At 70.7% G+C, this 18,210-nt stretch carries 18 protein-coding genes and 5 pseudogenes; 14 read left to right on the top strand and 9 right to left on the bottom strand.

Annotation, left to right across the window (positions count from 1 at the left end; genetic code table 11):
* The gene (locus tag ACIOC0_RS17515) at nt 1–951 is read right to left on the bottom strand and encodes an alpha/beta fold hydrolase (protein WP_402155846.1); all 951 of its coding nucleotides are present in this window, start codon (nt 949–951) and stop codon (nt 1–3) included.
* 142 nt (nt 952–1,093) lie between these two features.
* Between ACIOC0_RS17515 and ACIOC0_RS17510 the strand changes: the two genes are divergently transcribed.
* Nucleotides 1,094–1,720, top strand: coding sequence for a TetR/AcrR family transcriptional regulator (locus ACIOC0_RS17510; RefSeq protein WP_402155845.1), 627 nt, complete (start codon nt 1,094–1,096; stop codon nt 1,718–1,720).
* Nucleotides 1,721–2,386: 666 nt separating this feature from the next.
* Here ACIOC0_RS17510 and ACIOC0_RS17505 read toward each other — a convergent pair.
* The gene (locus tag ACIOC0_RS17505; protein ID WP_402155844.1) at nt 2,387–2,926 is read right to left on the bottom strand and encodes a GNAT family N-acetyltransferase; all 540 of its coding nucleotides are present in this window, start codon (nt 2,924–2,926) and stop codon (nt 2,387–2,389) included.
* Nucleotides 2,927–3,256: 330 nt separating this feature from the next.
* On the opposite strand from ACIOC0_RS17505, the gene ACIOC0_RS17500 reads away from it, so the two are divergent.
* From ACIOC0_RS17500 to ACIOC0_RS17485, 4 genes are all read left to right on the top strand, one after another.
* On the top strand, nt 3,257–4,702 hold the full coding sequence (locus tag ACIOC0_RS17500) for an NF041680 family putative transposase (RefSeq protein ID WP_402155964.1): 1,446 nt from the start codon (nt 3,257–3,259) through the stop codon (nt 4,700–4,702).
* Between the two features lie 195 nt (nt 4,703–4,897).
* On the top strand, nt 4,898–5,434 hold the full coding sequence (locus ACIOC0_RS17495) for a (2Fe-2S)-binding protein (RefSeq protein ID WP_402155843.1): 537 nt from the start codon (nt 4,898–4,900) through the stop codon (nt 5,432–5,434).
* Nucleotides 5,431–6,426 carry an FAD binding domain-containing protein gene (locus ACIOC0_RS17490; protein WP_402155842.1) on the top strand — a complete coding sequence of 332 codons (996 nt, stop codon included), beginning with the start codon at nt 5,431–5,433 and terminating at the stop codon, nt 6,424–6,426. Before ACIOC0_RS17495 ends, ACIOC0_RS17490 begins: the two co-directional genes overlap by 4 nt.
* Nucleotides 6,427–6,460: 34 nt before the next feature.
* On the top strand, nt 6,461–8,779 hold the full coding sequence (locus tag ACIOC0_RS17485) for a xanthine dehydrogenase family protein molybdopterin-binding subunit (RefSeq protein ID WP_402155841.1): 2,319 nt from the start codon (nt 6,461–6,463) through the stop codon (nt 8,777–8,779).
* 316 nt (nt 8,780–9,095) lie between these two features.
* On the opposite strand, the pseudogene ACIOC0_RS17480 reads toward ACIOC0_RS17485, so the two are convergent.
* The 3 genes and pseudogenes from ACIOC0_RS17480 to ACIOC0_RS17470 all read right to left on the bottom strand — a co-directional run.
* Nucleotides 9,096–9,470, bottom strand: a pseudogene (locus ACIOC0_RS17480) (transposase); the annotation flags it as partial.
* Entirely contained in the window at nt 9,457–9,672 is a 216-nt protein-coding gene (locus ACIOC0_RS17475) for a replication-relaxation family protein (RefSeq protein ID WP_402155840.1), read from the bottom strand. The pseudogene ACIOC0_RS17480 and the gene ACIOC0_RS17475, both read right to left, overlap by 14 nt.
* Before the next feature lie 130 nt (nt 9,673–9,802).
* Nucleotides 9,803–10,171 (bottom strand): annotated as a pseudogene (locus ACIOC0_RS17470) (TetR/AcrR family transcriptional regulator); the annotation flags it as partial.
* Between the two features lie 30 nt (nt 10,172–10,201).
* Between ACIOC0_RS17470 and ACIOC0_RS17465 the strand changes: the two are divergent.
* A pseudogene (locus tag ACIOC0_RS17465) lies at nt 10,202–11,082 on the top strand (SDR family oxidoreductase).
* 61 nt (nt 11,083–11,143) lie between these two features.
* Here ACIOC0_RS17465 and ACIOC0_RS17460 read toward each other — a convergent pair.
* Entirely contained in the window at nt 11,144–12,043 is a 900-nt protein-coding gene (locus ACIOC0_RS17460; RefSeq protein ID WP_402155963.1) for a LysR family transcriptional regulator, read from the bottom strand.
* A gap of 80 nt (nt 12,044–12,123) precedes the next feature.
* Here ACIOC0_RS17460 and ACIOC0_RS17455 point away from each other — a divergent pair, with 80 nt between their 5' ends.
* The 4 genes and pseudogenes from ACIOC0_RS17455 (at nt 12,124) to ACIOC0_RS17440 (ending at nt 14,622) form a co-directional block, all read left to right on the top strand.
* Nucleotides 12,124–13,116: an EamA family transporter gene (locus ACIOC0_RS17455; protein WP_402155839.1), complete on the top strand. Its 993-nt coding sequence runs from the start codon at nt 12,124–12,126 to the stop codon at nt 13,114–13,116.
* A complete protein-coding gene (locus tag ACIOC0_RS17450; RefSeq protein WP_402155838.1) occupies nt 13,113–13,853 on the top strand; it encodes an NAD(P)-dependent oxidoreductase in 741 nt (246 codons plus the stop codon). The genes ACIOC0_RS17455 and ACIOC0_RS17450 overlap by 4 nt, the downstream gene beginning before the upstream one ends.
* A 47-nt stretch (nt 13,854–13,900) precedes the next feature.
* Nucleotides 13,901–14,264: pseudogene (locus tag ACIOC0_RS17445) on the top strand (DUF6924 domain-containing protein).
* Nucleotides 14,265–14,298: 34 nt separating this feature from the next.
* Nucleotides 14,299–14,622: a hypothetical protein gene (locus ACIOC0_RS17440; RefSeq protein WP_402155837.1), complete on the top strand. Its 324-nt coding sequence runs from the start codon at nt 14,299–14,301 to the stop codon at nt 14,620–14,622.
* Between the two features lie 22 nt (nt 14,623–14,644).
* On the opposite strand, the gene ACIOC0_RS17435 is transcribed toward ACIOC0_RS17440, so the two are convergent.
* A complete protein-coding gene (locus ACIOC0_RS17435; protein WP_402155836.1) occupies nt 14,645–14,827 on the bottom strand; it encodes a hypothetical protein in 183 nt (60 codons plus the stop codon).
* A 57-nt stretch (nt 14,828–14,884) separates the two neighbouring features.
* On the opposite strand from ACIOC0_RS17435, the gene ACIOC0_RS17430 reads away from it, so the two are divergent.
* Nucleotides 14,885–15,361, top strand: a complete 477-nt coding sequence (locus tag ACIOC0_RS17430; protein WP_402155835.1) for a hypothetical protein — start codon at nt 14,885–14,887, stop codon at nt 15,359–15,361.
* 37 nt (nt 15,362–15,398) lie between these two features.
* On the opposite strand, the gene ACIOC0_RS17425 is transcribed toward ACIOC0_RS17430, so the two are convergent.
* On the bottom strand, nt 15,399–16,052 hold the full coding sequence (locus ACIOC0_RS17425) for a CGNR zinc finger domain-containing protein (protein WP_402155834.1): 654 nt from the start codon (nt 16,050–16,052) through the stop codon (nt 15,399–15,401).
* A gap of 61 nt (nt 16,053–16,113) precedes the next feature.
* Here ACIOC0_RS17425 and ACIOC0_RS17420 point away from each other — a divergent pair, with 61 nt between their 5' ends.
* The 3 genes from ACIOC0_RS17420 to ACIOC0_RS17410 all read left to right on the top strand — a co-directional run bounded on the left by ACIOC0_RS17420 (nt 16,114) and on the right by ACIOC0_RS17410 (nt 17,508).
* Complete coding sequence (locus ACIOC0_RS17420; RefSeq protein WP_402155833.1) at nt 16,114–16,884, top strand: AzlC family ABC transporter permease; 771 nt, start codon at nt 16,114–16,116, stop codon at nt 16,882–16,884.
* 57 nt (nt 16,885–16,941) lie between these two features.
* Nucleotides 16,942–17,241, top strand: coding sequence for an AzlD domain-containing protein (locus ACIOC0_RS17415; protein ID WP_402155832.1), 300 nt, complete (start codon nt 16,942–16,944; stop codon nt 17,239–17,241).
* Nucleotides 17,242–17,367: 126 nt separating this feature from the next.
* On the top strand, nt 17,368–17,508 hold the full coding sequence (locus ACIOC0_RS17410; protein WP_402155831.1) for a hypothetical protein: 141 nt from the start codon (nt 17,368–17,370) through the stop codon (nt 17,506–17,508).
* Nucleotides 17,509–17,953: 445 nt separating this feature from the next.
* Here ACIOC0_RS17410 and ACIOC0_RS17405 read toward each other — a convergent pair.
* Nucleotides 17,954–18,205: pseudogene (locus ACIOC0_RS17405) on the bottom strand (transposase); the annotation flags it as partial.
* Nucleotides 18,206–18,210: the final 5 nt, after the last annotated feature.

The following is an 18,210-nucleotide window of genomic DNA, read 5'->3' as shown; positions in this document are numbered from 1 at the left end:
CTACGCATCGGTGACGTCCCGGGGCGTCGCCGGGTGGAGGGAGTCGATGTCCTCCATGAAACTCAACATCCGGGCGTTGACGAGGTCGGGGTGGTCGATCTGCGGCCCATGTCCGGTCGCGGCGACGATCTCGGCGCGGGCGCCGGCAATCACCCGAGGAACGCGTTCGAGCTGACGCTTCGGGTGCACCAGAAGGCTGCGCTTACCCATGATCAGGTAGAACGGCTTCCGGATGGTGCCCAGCTCGGCGTCGGACAGCGGCAGTGGAGCGGGACGGCGTATCCGGAAGGCCTTCACGCCGGCCTGGATCCAGGCGCGCAGATCCGGATCGGATATGACCGGCTGTTCCAGCCACTTGGCCAGAGCCGGGCGCAGCCGCTTGGGAGCGAAGGTGGCGAAGAGGCTGGCGAAGATCCAGACGAAGAAGCGGAGCCCCACCTTCTCCAGCCCGCCCGGGTCGAGGGCGGTGACGGAGGCGATCCGTTCGGGCCGGCGGTGGACCTGGTTGATGACGAGCCAGCCGCCGTAGGAGGAGCCGACGAGGTGGACCTTGTCGAGGCCGAGGGCGTCGAGGGCCTCGTCCATCCACTGGGCGGCCCGCTCGGGTTGCCACATCGGCTCGCGGTGGATGCTGCGGCCTGGGTCGCCGGGGGTGTCAAGGGCGTAGACGGGGCGCTCGGCGCTGAGCGCGGCCGTGTTGGGGTACCACATCGCGGAGCAGCCGCCCGAGCCGTGGATCAGGACGACCGGCGTGCGGGACTCGGCCGCCGGGTCCGCGGGGCCGTACCGGTAGACGTGAGTCGTTCCGAAGCTCGTCTCCACGTCGGTCTCGGAGCGGATCTGTGCGCCCTTCGCGTAGAGCACGTCGCAGGCGGCGAAGTAACGGTCGCGCAACTGGTCGTTGACGTAGCGCCCTATGTCGCGGCGCGTTCCGGGCGTGTTCTCGGGCACGGGCTACCTCCGTGAGATCCGCTTTTTGTGATACGACCGTACCACATTGGTGATACGGCGGTACCATGAAAAGCAGCCCTCGAGCTGACCCAGACGGCGACAGGGATCCCACCCACCCCCACCACGGCCGGAGACACCACGGATGCCCAAGCGCGTGGACCACGATGAACGCCGCACCCAGATCGCTGAAGCACTCATCCGGGTCGCAGGGCGGCAGGGCCTGCACGCGGTCGGCATGCGCGACGTCGCCGCCGAAGCGGGCGTCTCACTGCGCCTGGTGCAGTACTACTTCCAGACCAAGGAAAAGCTGCTTTTCCACGGCCTCCAACACCTGACGGACCGCTTCACCGCCCGCGTTGGCGCCTGCCTCGCCGCTGCCGGCCAAGACCCGGGCCCCCGCGCGACCATCGAGGCTCTGCTGCTTGCCTCGCTGCCGACCGACGAGGAGAGCCGAATCTTCCACCTTCTCTACAGCTCCTACTCGATCCTGTCCGTGACCGACGAGGCCCTCGCCGCCCAGCCGTTCATCGACAACCCTGACGCCGCCGAGAATGCCCTCACCCAACTGATCCGACAGGCACAGGAGACGGGCCAAGCCGATGCTGGAACCGACGCTCGCACTGAGGCGATCAGCCTGCTTGCCATGACGGCAACCATGGGCACCAGCATCCTCGTCGGACAGCGCACGCCGGAGTCTGCCATCGCGGCACTCCAGTACCACCTCGACAGGATCTTCAATCGCAGCCAGACCTCGCCTACGACCCGGTGACTTCCGTTCTTGGCTTCACCGGCATCGGCCTGAGGTGCTGTTGAGCTGAGACATCAGCTCGCGGTTGGTGGCCCAAGTGGCTGCCAGATTCTCGTCGCGTTCACCAAGCCGCGAGTTGAGCTCCGCAACCTGCGGCTCGAGGTGGGTCAGCTTATCCTCGAGGGCGTCGGCGTCGTGAAAGCTCCGAGCCCAGCAGCCTGCCAGGCCTCCTGACCGAGGACATGGACAGCCGTTGTTCGAGCTCGACGAACCGCTGGGCCGGGCGGGTGCGTCGGCGAGGTTAGCCCGGTCGGACTGGAGGAAGCGGCGACTAACCTCGGGCCCCGAGGGACCTGCCGACGGTTGCACAGCGCGGGCCAGTACGGCGGCGTGGAGATCGCCGTGCCGGTAGGTCAGTTGCGGTGCACGTGCGCCAGGCGCGCAACGACAGACAAGGCGATCTTCAGCCTGTCGCAGGTCAGTCGTCGAAGGCGGCCCGGACGCGGCAACGTTCACGGACTGAATCGTCGGCGCATGCCTTCGCGAGCCGGTCGGCAGGCAGCGGCCAGCGAACGCTTCCCGCCCTAGCCGGATACCGCTCGCGGCAGAACGGATGACGGCCTACCTAGTGGCTCAGCTCGGAACATTGGACGGTCTTCGGCGAGGGACCACACACTCGGAGTGCGCTCAGCCAGGCAGTTTTGCTGCGTAGATCCAGTCGAAGCCGTCGTATCCGGGGCCGTCGAGATGTTCTGCCCGCATCAGGCCGGCACGTACCGCCACGCGCTGCGAGGCAGCGTTAGCCGGTCGGACTCGGGCGATCAGCGGGAGGTCGGTAACGTGGCGCGATACCCAGTCGGTCACTGCGGTCGCCGCCTCGCTGGCGAAGCCCTGACCCCATGCCGAGGCGGCGAAACGGTAGAAGAGGTTGAGAACGTTCATGCCGTTCAGGTCCATGGGCTTGACCCCGCAGAACCCCAATTGCCGGGCATAGTTGTGGCGTCGGACAACCCAGTACCCGTATCCGCAGCTCTGCCATTGGTTGTTCCAGCGCTGATAGAGCTCCTCGGCCTCTTCGGGCCGAGCAAGGGCGTCGGAGGGATTGTGCAGGCAGGTTGCGGGGTCACTGTGGATCGCGAAGATTGCACCGATGTCGGCTTCGGTCGGACGCCGCAGTGATAGTCGGGCAGTCGACAGCTCTTCGCCTGCCAGGCTCCATTCGCTCATTCGAAGATGGTAGAGCCATGAGATGGCGGCGATGTGGAGTCCGGTGAGGTAGATAGTGGCGGACTCGCTCCCGGCCTCAGCCGTTCAGCACAGCCCCCACACACCCGCCCTCCGGGCCGCCCGGCACCGTCGACCGCTGGCCCGGGCTGGGACCAGCGTCACCCAGAACCGGAGATATGGAACAGGCACTTAGCTTGTTCTTTATCTTCCGGCCTCGAACGGTGTCTCGTACTGAGTCGCTCACCTGGGGGTTCGCCGGACATGGGGGCGGCCTTCGTCTGATCCTGTGCTCCGACCAAGGTGCACGTGACCGAGACGAAGGCCGTGAGGGTGAGTCTGCTGCCTGATGTTGTGCGGAGGGATGCGTTCGCGGAAGCGTCACGCTTCCGGGGCGAGTTCTACGAGTGTCTGACTGCTCGACGCGACGAGTTGTTCGAGCTGACGGATGCGGTGCTGTGTGCGGACGGTGCGGTGAAGTCCCCGGTGGACCTGACGCTGCTGCCCGAGCATCGGCGTGGGCACGGAGCGATGTACGGAGGCCTGAACCACGGCCGGATCGATGTCGAGCGGGTGCGGACGGTGCTGGCCGGGCTGTCGCTGCCGCGGTTCGACGGCGGGCGTCTGGTCCTGGCCGTCGATGTGTCGCCATGGCTTCGTTCGGACGCGCCGTGCTCGGCCGAGCGGCTGTTCTGCCATGTCTATGGCCGGGCGAAGACGGCATCGCAGTTCATCCCGGGCTGGCCCTACTCCTTCGTCGCCGTCCTGGAGCCGGGCGCCACCTCTTGGACCGCGATCCTGGACGCGGTCCGGCTCGGACCGGTGGACGACGCCACCGCGGTCACCGCCGCCCAGCTGCGGGGAGTCGTTGAACGGCTCATGGCCGCCGGTCAGTGGCGAGCCGGGGATCCGGACATCGTGATCGTCAGCGATGCTGGCTACGACGTCACCCGCCTGGCCTGGGTCCTGCGCGATCTGCCGGTCGAGCTGGTCGGCCGGGTCCGCTCCGACCGCGTCATGCGACTGCCGAAGCCGCCTCGTGTCTACGACCCGAAGGGCGGTCGGCCGCCCAAGCACGGCCCGGAATTCCGCTTCGCCAAGCCGGAGACCTGGCCCGAGCCCGCGATCACCACAGTCACCGACACCACCAACTACGGCAAGGCCGAGACGCAGGCATGGGACCGGGTCCACCCAAGGCTCACCCACTGCTCCTCATGGCTCGACCATGACGGTGAACTCCCCCTGGTTGAAGGCACGTTGATCCGGTTGAAGGTCGAGCATCTGTCGAAGGACCGTGATGCCCCACCGGTGTGGTTATGGTCCTCCAAGACCGGCGCCGCTCCGGACGACGTGGACCGATTCTGGCAGGTGTTTCTCCGCCGCTTCGACCTGGAGCACACCTTCCGCTTCGCGAAGCAGACGCTCGGCTGGACCACCCCGAAACTCCGTAGTCCCGAGGCGGCGGACCGCTGGACCTGGATCCTGATCGTCGCCCACACCCAGCTCCGGCTTGCCCGGCCCCTCGCCAAGGGCCTCCGCCGACCCTGGGAGAAACCAGCTGCCTCCGGCCGGCTCACCCCCGCCCGGGTCCGCCGAGGGTTCAGGAACATCCGCGCTCACCTGGCCTGCCCCACCCGTGTTCCCAAACCTCGAGACGCCGGCCCCGGACGGCCACCCGGCGTCAAGAACAAACACCGGGCACCCCGCTACGACGTCGGCAAGACCCTCAAACGCCCCGAGACCCTCAAGGCCATCGGCAAGCCCGGAAGATCTTGGTAGACAAAGAACAAGGCGGTCCGCCGCGTCGCTGCTGGACGATGACCGAGCCCTTCCCGCCCCCGTCGCCGGACCGGCCGACCGGCCCGGCGACGGGGGCCGCGGGGTGCCCTGGAGTGGCCGGGACGTGTGAGGCGTCGCAGCCTGGATACGCGGTGTGCACGGACACCACGACCCGTCCGGAAGACCCTCTCTGCCATGCCCAGCGACAAACCGCTCGACCCGCACTCGGAGATCACCCTCCGGGTCAACGGCAAGCCCCATAGCCTGGTCGTCGACCACCGGCGGGTTCTGCTGGACCTGCTCCGCGAGGACCTGGGCCTCACCGGGTCCAAGAAGGGCTGCGACCACGGCCAGTGCGGCGCCTGCACCGTCCTGGTGGACGGGCGCCGCGTCAACGGCTGTCTGCTGCTCGCCGTCACCCTCGACGGCAGCGAGGTCACCACCGTCGAGGGCCTCGGCGGCGACGGCGAGGAACCGCACCCCCTCCAGCGGGCCTTCCTGGAACGGGACGCCTTCCAGTGCGGCTACTGCACACCCGGGCAGATCTGCTCCGCCGTGGGCATGATCGCCGAAGCCGCTGCCGGTCACCCGTCCCACGTCACCGACCCGGCGGAGCCCTCCGGCCGGCCTGTGCCGCTGGACGGGGTCGAGATCCGCGAGCGGCTCAGCGGCAACCTGTGCCGGTGCGGCGCCTATCCGCACGTCGAGGCGGTGGAGGACGTGATCGGGTGAAAGGCTTCGGATACCTCAGGCCCACCGGCGTCGAGGAGGCCGTCGAGGCCTATGCGGCCCACCCTGGCGCCCACTACCTCGCCGGCGGCACCAACCTCGTCGACCTCATGAAACTCGGCGTGGAGACCCCTGGCGTCCTCATCGACGTCGGCCGGCTGCCGCTGGACTCGGTCGAGGAACTGCCGGACGGCGCGCTGCGCGTAGGCGCCACCGTCCGCAACAGCGATCTCGCCGCCCACCCGCTGGTCCGCGACCGCTACCCGGTGCTGTCCCAGGCGCTCCTCGCGGGCGCCTCCGGACAGCTCCGCAACGCCGCCACGACCGGCGGCAACCTGCTCCAGCGCACCCGCTGCCCCTACTTCCAGGACCTCGACAAACCCTGCAACAAGCGGCAGCCGGGCAGCGGCTGTGGTGCCCGCGACGGCGTGCACCGCGACCACGCCGTGCTGGGCCACTCCCCGCACTGCATCGCCACCCACCCCTCCGACATGGCCGTCGCCCTGGCGGCCCTCGACGCCCGGGTCGAGCTGTACGGCGCCGAGGGCGGGCGCAGCATCCCTGTGGCCGACTTCCACCGGCTGCCCGGGGTCCGTCCGGAGCGGGACACCGAGATCCGCCCCGGTGAGCTGATCACCGGCGTCCTGCTGCCGGCCGCCCGGGCCGGTGTGCCCTCCGCCTACCGCAAGGTCCGCGACCGTGCCTCGTACGTCTTCGCCCTGGCCTCCGTGGCGGTCGTCCTGCGGGTCGCGGACGGCGTCGTGGACCAGGTGGGGCTCGCCTTCGGCGGCCTCGCCCACCGGCCCTGGCGAGCCCACCACACGGAGACGGCGCTGCTGGGCGCGGCGGCGACCCCCGAGGTCTTCGAGGGCGCCGTGGCCCTGGAACTGGACCGCGCCGAGCCGTTGTGCGACAACGCCTACAAGGTGCCCCTCGCCCGCAACCTCGCCCTGGACGTCCTGAACCGCCTCGCCCTCGCACCCGCGACGGCCTGACCTCTTCCGGACCCGGCCGACCCCAGGAGAACCGATGGCGAACGACCCACTGGAGCACGGCGGCCCGCTGCCCGGGACCGATCTGCCGCACGACGATCCGATGGCCGCCACCGGACCGGCCCGGGACGATCCGCGGGCCGGCGCCGCTCTGCCGCACGACGACCTCGTCACCCGCGCCGCCTCCGCCGCCTCGGGTGAGTCCGGCGAGGGCCGGCAGCCCCGTACCGGCGCCCTGGAGCAGGACCCCCACCCCACCCCGCGCACCGGCACCGCCCTCGGGGCGCCCGCCGGGCGGAGAGAAGGGCGGGAGAAGGTCACGGGTAACGCCCGTTACGCCGCCGAGTACCCGGTGCCCGGCCGCGTCCACGCCTGGCCCGTGCCGGCGGCCGTGGCCCGGGGCCGGGTCACCGGCGTGGACACCTCGGCCGCGCTCGCGCTGCCCGGCGTCCTCGCCGTGCTGACCCCCGGCGACGCCCCGCGCCTCGGCGAGACGGACGACGCCACCCTCGCCGTCCTGCAGAACCGCCACGTGCCGCACCGGGGCTGGTGCGTCGCCCTGGCTGTCGCCGAGACCCTGGAGACGGCCCGCGCCGCCGCCCGGGCCGTCCGCGTCGGCTACGCCACCGAGCACCACGACGTCGTACTCCGCCCCGACCACCCGGACGCCTACGAGCTCGACGGGGGCGCTCAGCCGGGCCGCCTAGAACACGGCGACCCGTACGGCGCCTTCGCCACCGCCGACGTCCGCCTGGACACCGAGTACCGGGTGCCGCCCCTGCACAACCACCCCATGGAACCGCACGCGAGCACCGCGCACTGGGACGGCGACCGGCTGACCGTGTACACCTCCAGCCAGGGCAGCACGACCGTCCAGTCCGTGCTCGCCGGTCTCTTCGACCTGCCCGAGGAGCACGTCACCGTGGTGGCCGAGCACGTCGGCGGCGGCTTCGGCTCCAAGGGCACCCCGCGCCCCGACGTCGTCCTCGCCGCCATGGCCGCACGGCACACCGGCCGGCCGGTCACGGTGGCCTACCCCCGCCGGTACATGCCCACTGTCGTCGGCCACCGGGCCCCCACCCTGCACCGGCTGCGCCTCGGCGCCACCGCCGACGGACACCTCACCGCGGTGCTGCACGAGGTCACCACGCACACCTCGCACGTCAGGGAGTACGTGGAGCGGGCCGCGGTGCCGTCCCGCGTCATGTACACCGCCCAGCACCTGCTCAGCTCCCACCGGGTGGTGCCGCTGGACGTCCCCAGCCCGTCCTGGATGCGCGCCCCCGGCGAGGCCCCCGGCATGTACGCCCTGGAGTCGGCGGTCGACGAACTCGCCGCTGCTCTCGGCGTGGACCCCGTCGAGCTGCGGATCCGCAACGAGCCCGAGAGGGAACCCGGCAGCGGCAAGCCGTTCAGCAGCCGGCACCTCGCCGAGTGCCTGCGCGAGGGCGCCCGCCGCTTCGGCTGGGACCGGCGCGACCCGCGCCCGCGCTCCCGGACCGAGGGCCCACTGCTCATCGGCACCGGAGTGGCCGCGGCGACCTACCCGGTCCTGATCCGGCCGTCGACCGCGACCGCCCAGGCCCTGCCCGACGGCACCTTCCTCATCAGGGTGAACGCGGCCGACATCGGCACCGGCGCGCGCACCGTCCTCGCCCAGGTCGCCGCCGACGCCCTCGGCGCGCCCCTGGACCGGGTGCGCACCGAGGTGGGCCGCAGCGACCTGCCCCCGGCGTCGCTGGCCGGCGACTCCTCCGGCACCGCCTCATGGGGCTGGGCCGTGCACGAGGCGTGCGCCGCCCTGGCGGCCCGGCTCGCCGAGCACCCGGGTCCGCTGCCCGCCGAGGGTCTCCTGGTCCGTTCCGACACCGCCGGCCGGGCGGACGCCGACTCCCCGTACGCCCGGCACGCCTTCGGCGCCCACTTCGCCGAGGTCGCCGTCGACACCGTCACCGGCGAGGTCCGGGCCCGCAGGATGCTCGGCGTCTTCGCCGCCGGGCGGATCCTCAACGCCCGCACCGCGCGCTCCCAGTTCGTCGGCGGCATGACCATGGGCCTGGGCATGGCCCTGACCGAGGGAAGCACCATGGACGCCCCGTTCGGCGACTTCACCGAGTCCGACCTCGCCTCCTACCACGTGCCCGCCCACGCCGACCTCCCCGACATCGAGACCGACTGGATCGAGGAGGACGACCCGCACCTCAACCCCATGGGCAGCAAGGGCATCGGCGAGATCGGCATCGTCGGGACCGCCGCCGCCCTAGGCAACGCCGTCCACCACGCCACCGGCATCCGGTTCCGCGAACTCCCCCTCACCCCGGACCGCGTCCTCACCGGCCTGCTGGCCGAACGGTGACGACCGCGACGAGGGCCACTTCGGCACCGCTCGCCCCTGACGTCAGGTCACGACAGGAGCGGTCACGTCGCCGCCGCCACGCAGCGCCGCTGAGCCGCTGCCCTGGTGTGCGGGACGACGGCTCAGCGGCGGCCCTGCCGATACGTGTGGGCACCTTGCCTCAAACGAACGCGTCAGTGGAGATGTGGCCGAGCCGCTGAGGCACGTCAGTGGTGCTCGGAGGGCGGGGCGAGGCCGTGGGCCCCTCAGGGGTTCCTTGATGGCCGGATCGAGGCCCCGTCCCGTCACGAGACCGGAGCGCATCCCGTCGTGCCGGCTTGCTGCCCGGACGTGCGCGGTCGACCGGGCTGGGGCCGCTTGTGGGCCCCTGCGGGCCGCCCACACGCGGGAAGAGTCGATCACCGCCCGCGACCAGTCCGGCTTCTTCGCCGCGCGGAGCTTCTTCAGCAGCACCGGTGCAGCTGGTCCCACACCCCGGCTCGTTCCACGCGGCCAGCCGCCGCCAGCAGGTCATGCCCGAGCCGAAACCCAGCTCCTGCGGCAGGTACTCCCCCTGGATACCCGTGTGCAGGACGGACAGGATGCCGCACAACGCTTGCCGGTCCGGGACCCGCGGTCTGCCCTCGACCAGCTTCGGACCCGGCACGGGCAGCAACGGCTCGATGAACGACCACAGTTCATCCGACACGATCCACGGCGACGTCTTTCACCATCCGTCTGCAGAACCGCATGTACTTGTCGATCTTCGCGGCGAGGACCTGCGCGGACTCAAAGCAGTTGTCGATCTCCACGAACATTAGCGGCACCTCGTCCTCGGGGGCGGTGATGACGATGTCCGCCTGGGCGCCGCCCCTGCCGGGGGTGGACCACGTGCCCGTTGCGGGCAGCGCCACCTCGGTCGCGTAGGAGGCGGTGGTGCCCAGCCCGTCCGGTGCGTCGACGGCGGCCTGCGCGCAGCGGCGAGGACGTCGGCCGGCTCGCCTGCGAGCTGGGCGAGGTCCGGCTTCGGGCGCAGCAGGGCGAGCTCTTGAGGGCGTCACGCTCTTGAAGTTCGGCGCTGGCAGCGACGGCCGCCTTCAGGCGAGGTGCGAGCTCGCGGTTCATGGGGCCCATGGCGCTCGACGCGCGCTCCAGACCGGCGGCGACCGCCTCCAGCGGGCTGGCGTCAGCGGGCGCGCCGGCGATCCCCTCGGCCAGCAGTCGGCTCAGCGTCTCCTGTCCGGCCACCAGCAGTTCGCGCTTGTCGGGGAAGTGCCGGGAGAAGGTGCTCTTGGTGACTCCTGCGCGTTCGGCGATCTGCGCGACCGTCGTGGCGTCGTACCCCTGCTCGGTGAACAGGTCGACGGCAGCCACGACGAGGCGTTCGCGTGCGCCTGGTTCCCATCTACCCATGGTCACCATCCACTCCTGGGGGAGCTTCCCATGCGCGTTTTCGTCACGGGCGGCACCGGTCTGATCGGTTCCGCTGTCGTCGCCGAACTGCTCGACAACGGCCACACCGTCCTCGCACTCGCTCGCTCCGACGCATCCGCGCAGGCCATGGAGTCGGCCGGCGCCGAGCCCTTCCCGGGAGCCCTCGCCGACCTGAACACCCTTCGCGCCGGGGCCGCCCGGGCCAACGGGGTGATCCACCTCGCGTTCGACCACGACTTCAGCAGCTCCGACACCCTCGCGACGTCGGTCTCGGAGGAGGGCGCCGCCCTCGCGGCCCTCGGCGAGGAACTCGTCGGCAGCGACCGCCCCCTCGTCGCCTGCTCGGGTACGCCCCGCGTACCCGGCCGCGCCTCCACCGACGCCGACTCGCTGATGACCGAGGGGCCGGTCGGCGGTCGGGGTCGTGCGGTCACGTCGGTCCCGGGCCTGTCCTCGCGCGGGGTCCGCAGCAACGCCGTACGCCTGCCGCGCACGGTTCACAACCAGGGTTCCGGCGGATTCGCCGGCATATTGACCGACATCGCACGCCGGACCGGAGTGTCTGGTTACCCGGGCGACGGCGCACAGCGCTGGCCGGCCGTGCACGCGCTCGACGCGGCAGTCCTCTTCCGGCTCGCCTGGAACATGCGGAAGCGGGTACCTCCTGGCACGCCGTGGCCGGCGAGGGGGACAAGGTTCGCGATATCGCCACGGTCATCGGCCGGCGGCTGGGCCTGCCGGTCGAGCCGGTGTCGGCACAGACCTTCGGTCCCCTCGGCCAGATCTTCGCGAGCGACCAGCCCTCGTTCAGCGCGTACACCCGGCTGACGCTCGGATGGAAGCCCAAGCACCCCAGCCTTCTGGAGGACCTGGAGAACATCCAGCCCTGACCGCCGACCGGGACGTTCGGGCAGGCCCCCTGCCAGGTGCCCCGTCGCCCCCCGTCGTGGTTCAGGTCACTGTCGACGGCGCTCCCACCCCGAGGACGTCGAGCATCGCTCGGGTGGCCGGGCTGGGGTTGAAGCGGTTCCACACCAGGTACTCGGTCCGACGCGGTCCGTCCACCACCGGGACCAGCGCCAGTTCGGGGTCGTCAGCAGCCCGCGGTCGGATGAACGCCGACGGCAGCAGGGCGATGCCGAGCCCGCGCGCTGTCAGCCGGGTGATGAGCTCCACGACGCCGGCTTCGTACGCGACGTCGCGCGTCAGGCCCGCGGCGGCGAACGCCTGATCGGACTGGGCCCGGGCGGGCGTCCCGCCCACGAAGTCGACGAACGTCTCTTCGGCGATCTCCTGCAGCGTGACCTGGGGAACGTCCGCCAGCCGGTGGCCGGCCGGCACGACCAGCACGTGCTCGTCGTGACCGAGGACAACGGCCTCCACCCCGAAAGGCGGTTCGCTCTCCGGCACGCCGAGAAACGCGATGTCCAGGTCGCCGTTCCGGACGGCCGCAGCCAGTTCATCGCTGCGTCCGGAACGGAGGGCGATGCGGACGTCCGGATGCCGGGTTCGGTACCGCTGCAGCAGCTCGGGTAAGTCGACAGCAGCCGTGGTCACGATCACGCCCACAGCGAGCCGGCCGCGTACCACGCCGGTCGCGGCGGCGGCGTCGGCGGCCGCCCGGTCGGCGGCGGCCAGGCATTCGCGTGCGCCCGCGACGAACGCCTTCCCGGCCGGCGTCAGTTCGACGCGCCGGCTGGACCGGGCGAACAGCTTGACCCCCAGCTCCCGTTCCAGGCCGGCGATCCGGTGACTCAGTGACGACTGCACCACGAAGCAGCGCGCCGCAGCGCGGGTGAAGTTGCGGGTTTCGGCGACGGCGACGACGTAGCGCATCTGCTGGAGATCCACGCGGCCATCGTTCTGGTTCATGGCTGCGATGACAAGCATGTGTTGGACTCATGACCGGCTGAGTTCTGAGACTTCATCACATGCATACCTCGACCGAGCGGGCGTCCGGCCCGCCGCGGATCCCGCACGCGCGGCAGTGGGCCACCGTCGCACTGACCGCACTCGCTCCGGCGTCCTGGGGCACTACGTACGTCGTCACCACGGAACTGCTCCCGCCCGGGCACCCGCTGTTCGCCGGGATGCTCCGCGCCCTGCCCGGCGGGCTGCTCGCGCTGGCGATCACCCGAGTACTCCCGCGCGGGGACTGGTGGTGGAAGGCCATCGTCCTCGGCGCGCTCAACATCGGCGCCTTGTACCCGCTCTTGTTCGTCGCGGCCGAACGACTCCCCGGCGGTGTCGCCGCCACCCTCAGCGCCACCCAGCCGCTGATGGTCGCCGGGTTGGCCGTCGCGCTGCTCCACGTCCGGCCGACGGCCTGGCGACTGACCTGGGGTGTGCTCGGCGTGGTCGGCGTCGGACTCGTCGTACTGGGGCCGCAGGCCCGGCTGAACGCCGTCGGCGTCCTCGCCGGTCTCGGCGGTACGGCCACCATGGCCGCCGGGATCGTCCTCACCAAGCGTTGGGGCCTCCCCGCGGGGGTCGGTCCACTGACCCTGACCGGTTGGCAACTGACGGCAGGCGGCCTGCTGTTGCTTCCTCTCACCTTCGCGATCGAGGGTGCGCCGCCGAGCATCGACGCCGGAGCCGCTGGCGGATACCTGTGGCTCGGCGGCGTGGGTGGGCTGGTCGCGTCCACGCTGTGGTTCCGCGGTATCGGAAAGCTGCCGGTCGGCGCGTCCGCACCGCTGGTGCTGCTGTCCCCGCTGGTTGCGGCCGTCATCGGCGTCGCGCTGAGCGAGTCACTGAGCCCGCTGCAGACCTTCGGCTTCGTCCTCGCCCTGGCCGCGTTGCTCGCGGCGCAGCTCAATTCACCAAACCTGTCAGGCCGCATGGCGCGCGGCAGGCCGACAGAAGCCCGATCCGAGAAAACCGGACCGCGCGACGACCGTGTACGAGAAGGACGGATCCGATGAAGACAGGCATGACGATCGCCGTGCTGGGCGCCACCGGGATGGTCGGCAGCCGGGTGATCAACGAGGCCGGCGCACGCGGACACCAGGTGATCGCCCTGTCCCGGAAACCCGCGGGTGAGGACCCGGGGAACCCGAACGTGACGCCGGTCGCGGTCGACGCGAACGACTCGCACGCCGTACGTGAGGCGCTCGCAGGCTCCGCCTCCCCTTGCGCCGCAGACGCCGTCGTACTGACCGTGCGGACCATGCCGGTCGACCAGGAGTTCCTGGTCGGTACTACCCGCACGGTGCTGGGCATCGCCGCACGGCTCGGGATCCCCGTCCTCGTCATCGGCGGCGCCGGCGCATTACGCAGCCCCGACGACCGTGATCTGCTGGTCGCCGACAACCCGGCGTACGTGCCTGCCGACATCAGGGCCGTCGCCGTCGCCGGAGTCGCTCAACTGCGCGCCTGCCAGTCCCATGCCGATGCCGATTGCGTTTACCTGAGTCCACCGGCCCTGCTCGAACCCGGCGTACGAACCGGCCGTTATCGGCGTGGCACCGACACCTTGCTCGTCAGCGCCGACGGCCGGTCCTGGATCAGCGCCGAGGACCTGGCCGTTGCCGTGGTCGACGAACTCGAGACCCCTGGCCCCGACCACCACATCACGGTCGTCCACCAAGGCGAACCCCCGTCGGCGTCAGCCGGGCAAGGGGCAGGCCGACGATCGCACCCTGTCCGGGCACGGAGCTGACCAGCTCCCCGCCGTCCTGGTTAACCTTGCCGTTGGAAGCCCTCGTCGTGCGCACCGACTTTTCGGCAGACGGTGCTTGGGACGCTCTGCGGGCGGCGCTGTTCTCGCCCAGCAAGGACGGATTCTTGGCCAACGTCACCCTTGTCAATGATCGGCAGTACGAGTTATCAGGCTCTCGACCTGATCCCCGCGGAGTACCAGCATCCACTTCTTGTCCTGGCGGACTTTATAGCTGTCACCTCCGCTGAACTGCCGCTCCTCGTGGTGGACAGGCGGGGCGAGCGTGGGCGTTGCGTCCGCGTTGTGGCAGCCGAGTTGTGGGGCATCGAGAACAACGTCTCGGGCGCGAACATGGACTTCGAGGAGTTCGTCGGCGCCGTCGATGGCGACGGCGTGTTCCGAGGTTTTTGATGCCACGGCCAGTCTCAGGCTGCACGTGGTCGGGGTGGCCGGTCAGCTGGCCCAGGGCATCGTGCCCGACGACGATGTCGGGCCGGAAGTCCCGGAACGGTTCGCCCATGTCCGCCGGGATGTCCCCCTGCGGCTCGTCGTCGACGCCCGGACGGAACGGCACCCATATGTGGTCGGCGTTCTCGCGGGTCCTGGCCGCGTACGCGCGGACCGCGTCGGCGGCCGCCGGCTCCAGCGGCTGACGGGCGTGGTCGGCGGAGGCCGGCTGTTCGCTCATATCGTTGCCGTCGCCGCCGTCCAGGAAGGCGCGCGGTGGCGTACTGCCACGCTGTGCAGGGTCAGTCCGGCGACGGGGTAGAGGGTCTGCGGTTCATAGACCCTCACATGCGCGGTTTCACCGTCGAGGTCGTACGTCGAAGGACCCGCCGGGCCGGGGACAGTTCGTCGAGCGTGAGCAGGTAGATGCACGGGCGTGAGTGGGCGAGCAGCTCGGCTGCGACGACGTTCGGAACGCCGTGCTTCTGGCCCGTGTCGTACACGAGTTGCTCGTGGATCGATGTCATGCGCGTGATCGTGCCAGGAGGCACTGACATCCCTTCGTCGGTTCGGTCACCGTGGAGGTGCATGCGGGGCATGAGGCGGTCGGCGACGCGGCGGATCAGGGCGTCCTGTCCGTCGGGCAGCGGGTCGGGGGGCGACAGTGTCCTCCCCCACTCCTGGACAACCAGGTCCTGCCGACGCACCGCTTCGCCGTGGTCGGCGTCGGCGGTCCGGGCCACCTGGCCATTCAGTTCCTCACCAGGTGGGGCAGCAGGGTCACCGCCATCTCCACGACATCCGCCAAGCGGGCCGACGCCGAACGCTTCGGCCACACCGACTTCATCGCCGCCGGCGAGGCAGGCGCCCTGTACAGGTTGCCGACACGTTCGACTGGCATCGTGGGTTCAGCGGGACAGACCCGGCAGACGATCGACTTCGCCGCCCGCCATGACATCCGCCCGCAGGTGCAGGCGTTCCGGCCGCGGACGTCGAACAGGCACTGGAGCAGGTCCGCATGGGGAGCGTCCGCCAGCGCGCCGTCGGGGGGGTGCGAGTAATCCGACAGCGCCGGCGGGGCGGCGGGCGTCCGTGAGGTCACCCGCGCTGGCGGGTACGGGAGTAGTGGCGCCTTGCGCGGTCCCGGTTGCCGCAGTCATCCGAGCTGCACCAGCGGCGGGTCCCGCTCCGGGAGCGGTCGAGGAAGAACCAGCCGCACCCGGGGCCCGCACAGCGCCGGATGCGGCCCAGGTCGTCCCCGCCCAGCAGGTCCTCGGTCAGCAGTGCCAGTGCGTGACGGAGGTCGCCGAGGCGGTCCGCGCCGGACTGCCACCTCAGAGGGAAGGTCGGGGGCAGCGTGGCGTCCTCGCGGGCCTGCATCAGGCTCCGGCGCAGTGCCTCCCACTCCTCGGCAGGGGGCGCCTCGTCGTCGACGAGGGCGTCCAGGATCGGACAGAGAGTGGCGCGCAGGTCCACGAGCGCCGCGGTCGCGTCTTTTGCGGACGCGGAGTCCGCGGGCGCCTCCTGGAGCAGCGCCTCGGCACGGTCGGCGGTGAGCAGTCCGCCGGCGACGGCCCAGCGCGCCCACGCCTCGGCGCCCTGGACGCGGTCGGCCGTGCGGACGGAGTCCAGGCGCCAGGCGACGGTGTTGACGAAGTCGAGTACCGGATGGCCGCCCACGAGCGCCACGCCGGAGTCGTGAGGGCTTCCCGACGCGGCCGGGGCGCGGTGAACCGTCTGCTTGCTCGTCACGTTCTCAGTCTACCCGCTTTTCTAACAGGCGTAAGCGTCTTTGCTTGTTAGACTCGAAGCCATGGACCGTCTCCGATCAGCGAAAGCCGCCGTCTCGCCACGGGCGAGCTTCCTCTCCGGGCTCAAGACCGGGTCCGGGCTGGCGGCCGCTTCTTTTCTCCTCGCCGTCAGCTTCGGTGCGATCAGCGCCTCGCAGGGCTGGGGACATCTCGCGCCCGTGATCTGCTCGATGGCCGTCTTCTCCGGGTCCGCCCAGTTCGCCCTGCTGGCGACCCTGGGCTCCGGCGGCGGGATCGCCGGCGCCGTGACGTCCGCGGCACTGATCAACAGCCGTTTCATCCCCATGGGCATCGCCGTCGCCGGTGATCTGCGCGGCGGCCGGTTCCGCCGTGCGCTCGAGGGCCAGACGGTGGTCGACGGATCATGGGCCGCCGCCCATCTCGGGGGCGGACGGTTCGACAGGCACCTGCTCTTCGGCGCCACCGCGATCCAGTGGCCCGCCTGGGTCGCGGGCACCGCCCTGGGGGTCGTGGTGTCCCCCGACCCCGCCCTCCTGCACCGGCTCGGTCTTGACGTCCTCACGCCGGCGCTGTTCGTCGCGCTGCTCTTCGAGGAGGTCCGCCGGGAGCGGATCAACCGACTGCCGGCCCTGCTCGGCGCCGTGCTCGCGGCCGGCCTCATCGTCTTCCTGCCGGCCGGTCCCGCCCTGGTGGGCGCGGCCATCGCGGCCCTCGTCGCCCTCTTCAGGGCACCCGCCCCGCCACCCGCGAGGCCCGAAGGAGTCGAAGGGGTCGAAGGGGTCGAAGACACGGACGGCGGAAAGGTCAGATAGAGCAGAAGTGGCCGACGAGGCCGTGCACCCCGTCCACTCCGACGAACAGGTCGCACCATGACTCTCTGGCTCACCATCGGCGTCGTCGCCGCCCTGAGCTTCTCCTGCAAGGCCTTCGGCCCCGCCCTCTTCGGCGGGCGCACCCTGTCCCCACGAACACGGTCGGTGATCGCCCTCACCGCCCCCGCCCTGCTGGCCGGCTTCATCGTCGTGGACGTACTGGGTTCCCGCTGGAGCGCAGTGGACCTCACGGTGATTGCGGGACTCGCGGTCGTCCCGCTGCTCCTCTGGCGTCGGGCCTCGCTCCCGGTGGCCCTGGCGGCCGCCGTCGCCGTCACGGCACTCCTGCGCATCTAGGGTCCGTCTCCAAACGGATCTTGCCCACAGCAGGAGTGACGCGAGACTGACCGCTGCCTCGTAGGACGTGGCGGTCTTGTCGTATCCGGTGGCGATGCCAGGGAAGCCCTTGAGCAGGTTGAAGCAGTGTTCGACGACGTTGCGGCGGCGGTAGATCTGCCGGTCGAATGCCGGCGGCCGGCCTCCGTGGCGGCCCCGGTTGTGGCGGTGTCGCTGCTGGTCGTCTTCTGCGGGATGGTGCACGCGATGCCGCGTCTGCGCAGGTAGGCGCGGGAGCCGCGGGAGCTGTAGGCCTTGTCGGCGACGACCTGATCGGGTGTGCGGCGGGGCCGGCCCTGGCCGGTGCGCGGGACCCGGATTCGTTCCGGGAGGGGGCGTGCGCAGATGATGTTGTGCCGTTGACCGGGTGTCAGCGGGATCGCGAGGGGGCGCCCTTGCCGTCGCAGGCGAGGTGGATTTTGGTGGTCAGTCCACCTCAGGATGATCTTTGAAGACGGACCCTAGCTCCACTCATCTCGGCGTTTAACCTCGCGGGTCACTCGTCCTGCTGACCTGCGGTTCTTCACGGGACAGCGGAGACGGCCGTTCTCCACGCTTCGAGATGTCGAGTCACAAAGCACAAGAGAACGGCCGCTGCCCATGAGTCTGCCTGTCGGTGTGCCTGGAATCGAGGCGTTGGGTCTGTTGTCCCGCTTTCGGGTCGAGTTCTATGTCGCAGCCAGTGCGACACGTCCACGGCGAGCACGATCCGCCCATCGGCCGCCTTCGGCAGCGGCAGGCCCGCCAGTGTGCGGCGCAACCGTGTCGGCTCCAGCCATCCACGGTCCAGAGCCGCGTACAGTGCACCGTGCCCGCGCCTGTGCTCGACCGCCAAGGAGAGCTCGACCAGGGTTTTCACCGGCCCGTCCGCGCACAGCACCGCGTCGGTGAGCTCGAAGAGCGCGTCCGCCCGCTTGCAGAGACACTCAC

Source organism: Streptomyces sp. NPDC088254 (genome assembly GCF_044740925.1).
Classification (GTDB): Bacteria; Actinomycetota; Actinomycetes; order Streptomycetales; family Streptomycetaceae; genus Streptomyces.
The sequence above is the reverse complement of the archived record's forward strand: the minus strand, read 5'-3'. Positions and strand labels throughout refer to the sequence as shown.

What these genes read in the sequence shown, in the direction of transcription:
- ACIOC0_RS17510 (WP_402155845.1), top strand. Translation starts at nt 1,094, where the DNA reads ATGCCCAAGCGCGTGGACCACGATGAACGCCGCACCCAGATCGCTGAA.
- ACIOC0_RS17495 (WP_402155843.1), top strand. Translation starts at nt 4,898, where the DNA reads ATGCCCAGCGACAAACCGCTCGACCCGCACTCGGAGATCACCCTCCGG.
- ACIOC0_RS17505 (WP_402155844.1), bottom strand. Translation starts at nt 2,926, where the DNA reads ATGAGCGAATGGAGCCTGGCAGGCGAAGAGCTGTCGACTGCCCGACTA.
- ACIOC0_RS17435 (WP_402155836.1), bottom strand. Translation starts at nt 14,827, where the DNA reads ATGACATCGATCCACGAGCAACTCGTGTACGACACGGGCCAGAAGCAC.
- ACIOC0_RS17485 (WP_402155841.1), top strand. Translation starts at nt 6,461, where the DNA reads ATGGCGAACGACCCACTGGAGCACGGCGGCCCGCTGCCCGGGACCGAT.
- ACIOC0_RS17415 (WP_402155832.1), top strand. Translation starts at nt 16,942, where the DNA reads ATGACTCTCTGGCTCACCATCGGCGTCGTCGCCGCCCTGAGCTTCTCC.
- ACIOC0_RS17420 (WP_402155833.1), top strand. Translation starts at nt 16,114, where the DNA reads ATGGACCGTCTCCGATCAGCGAAAGCCGCCGTCTCGCCACGGGCGAGC.
- ACIOC0_RS17450 (WP_402155838.1), top strand. Translation starts at nt 13,113, where the DNA reads ATGAAGACAGGCATGACGATCGCCGTGCTGGGCGCCACCGGGATGGTC.
- ACIOC0_RS17455 (WP_402155839.1), top strand. Translation starts at nt 12,124, where the DNA reads ATGCATACCTCGACCGAGCGGGCGTCCGGCCCGCCGCGGATCCCGCAC.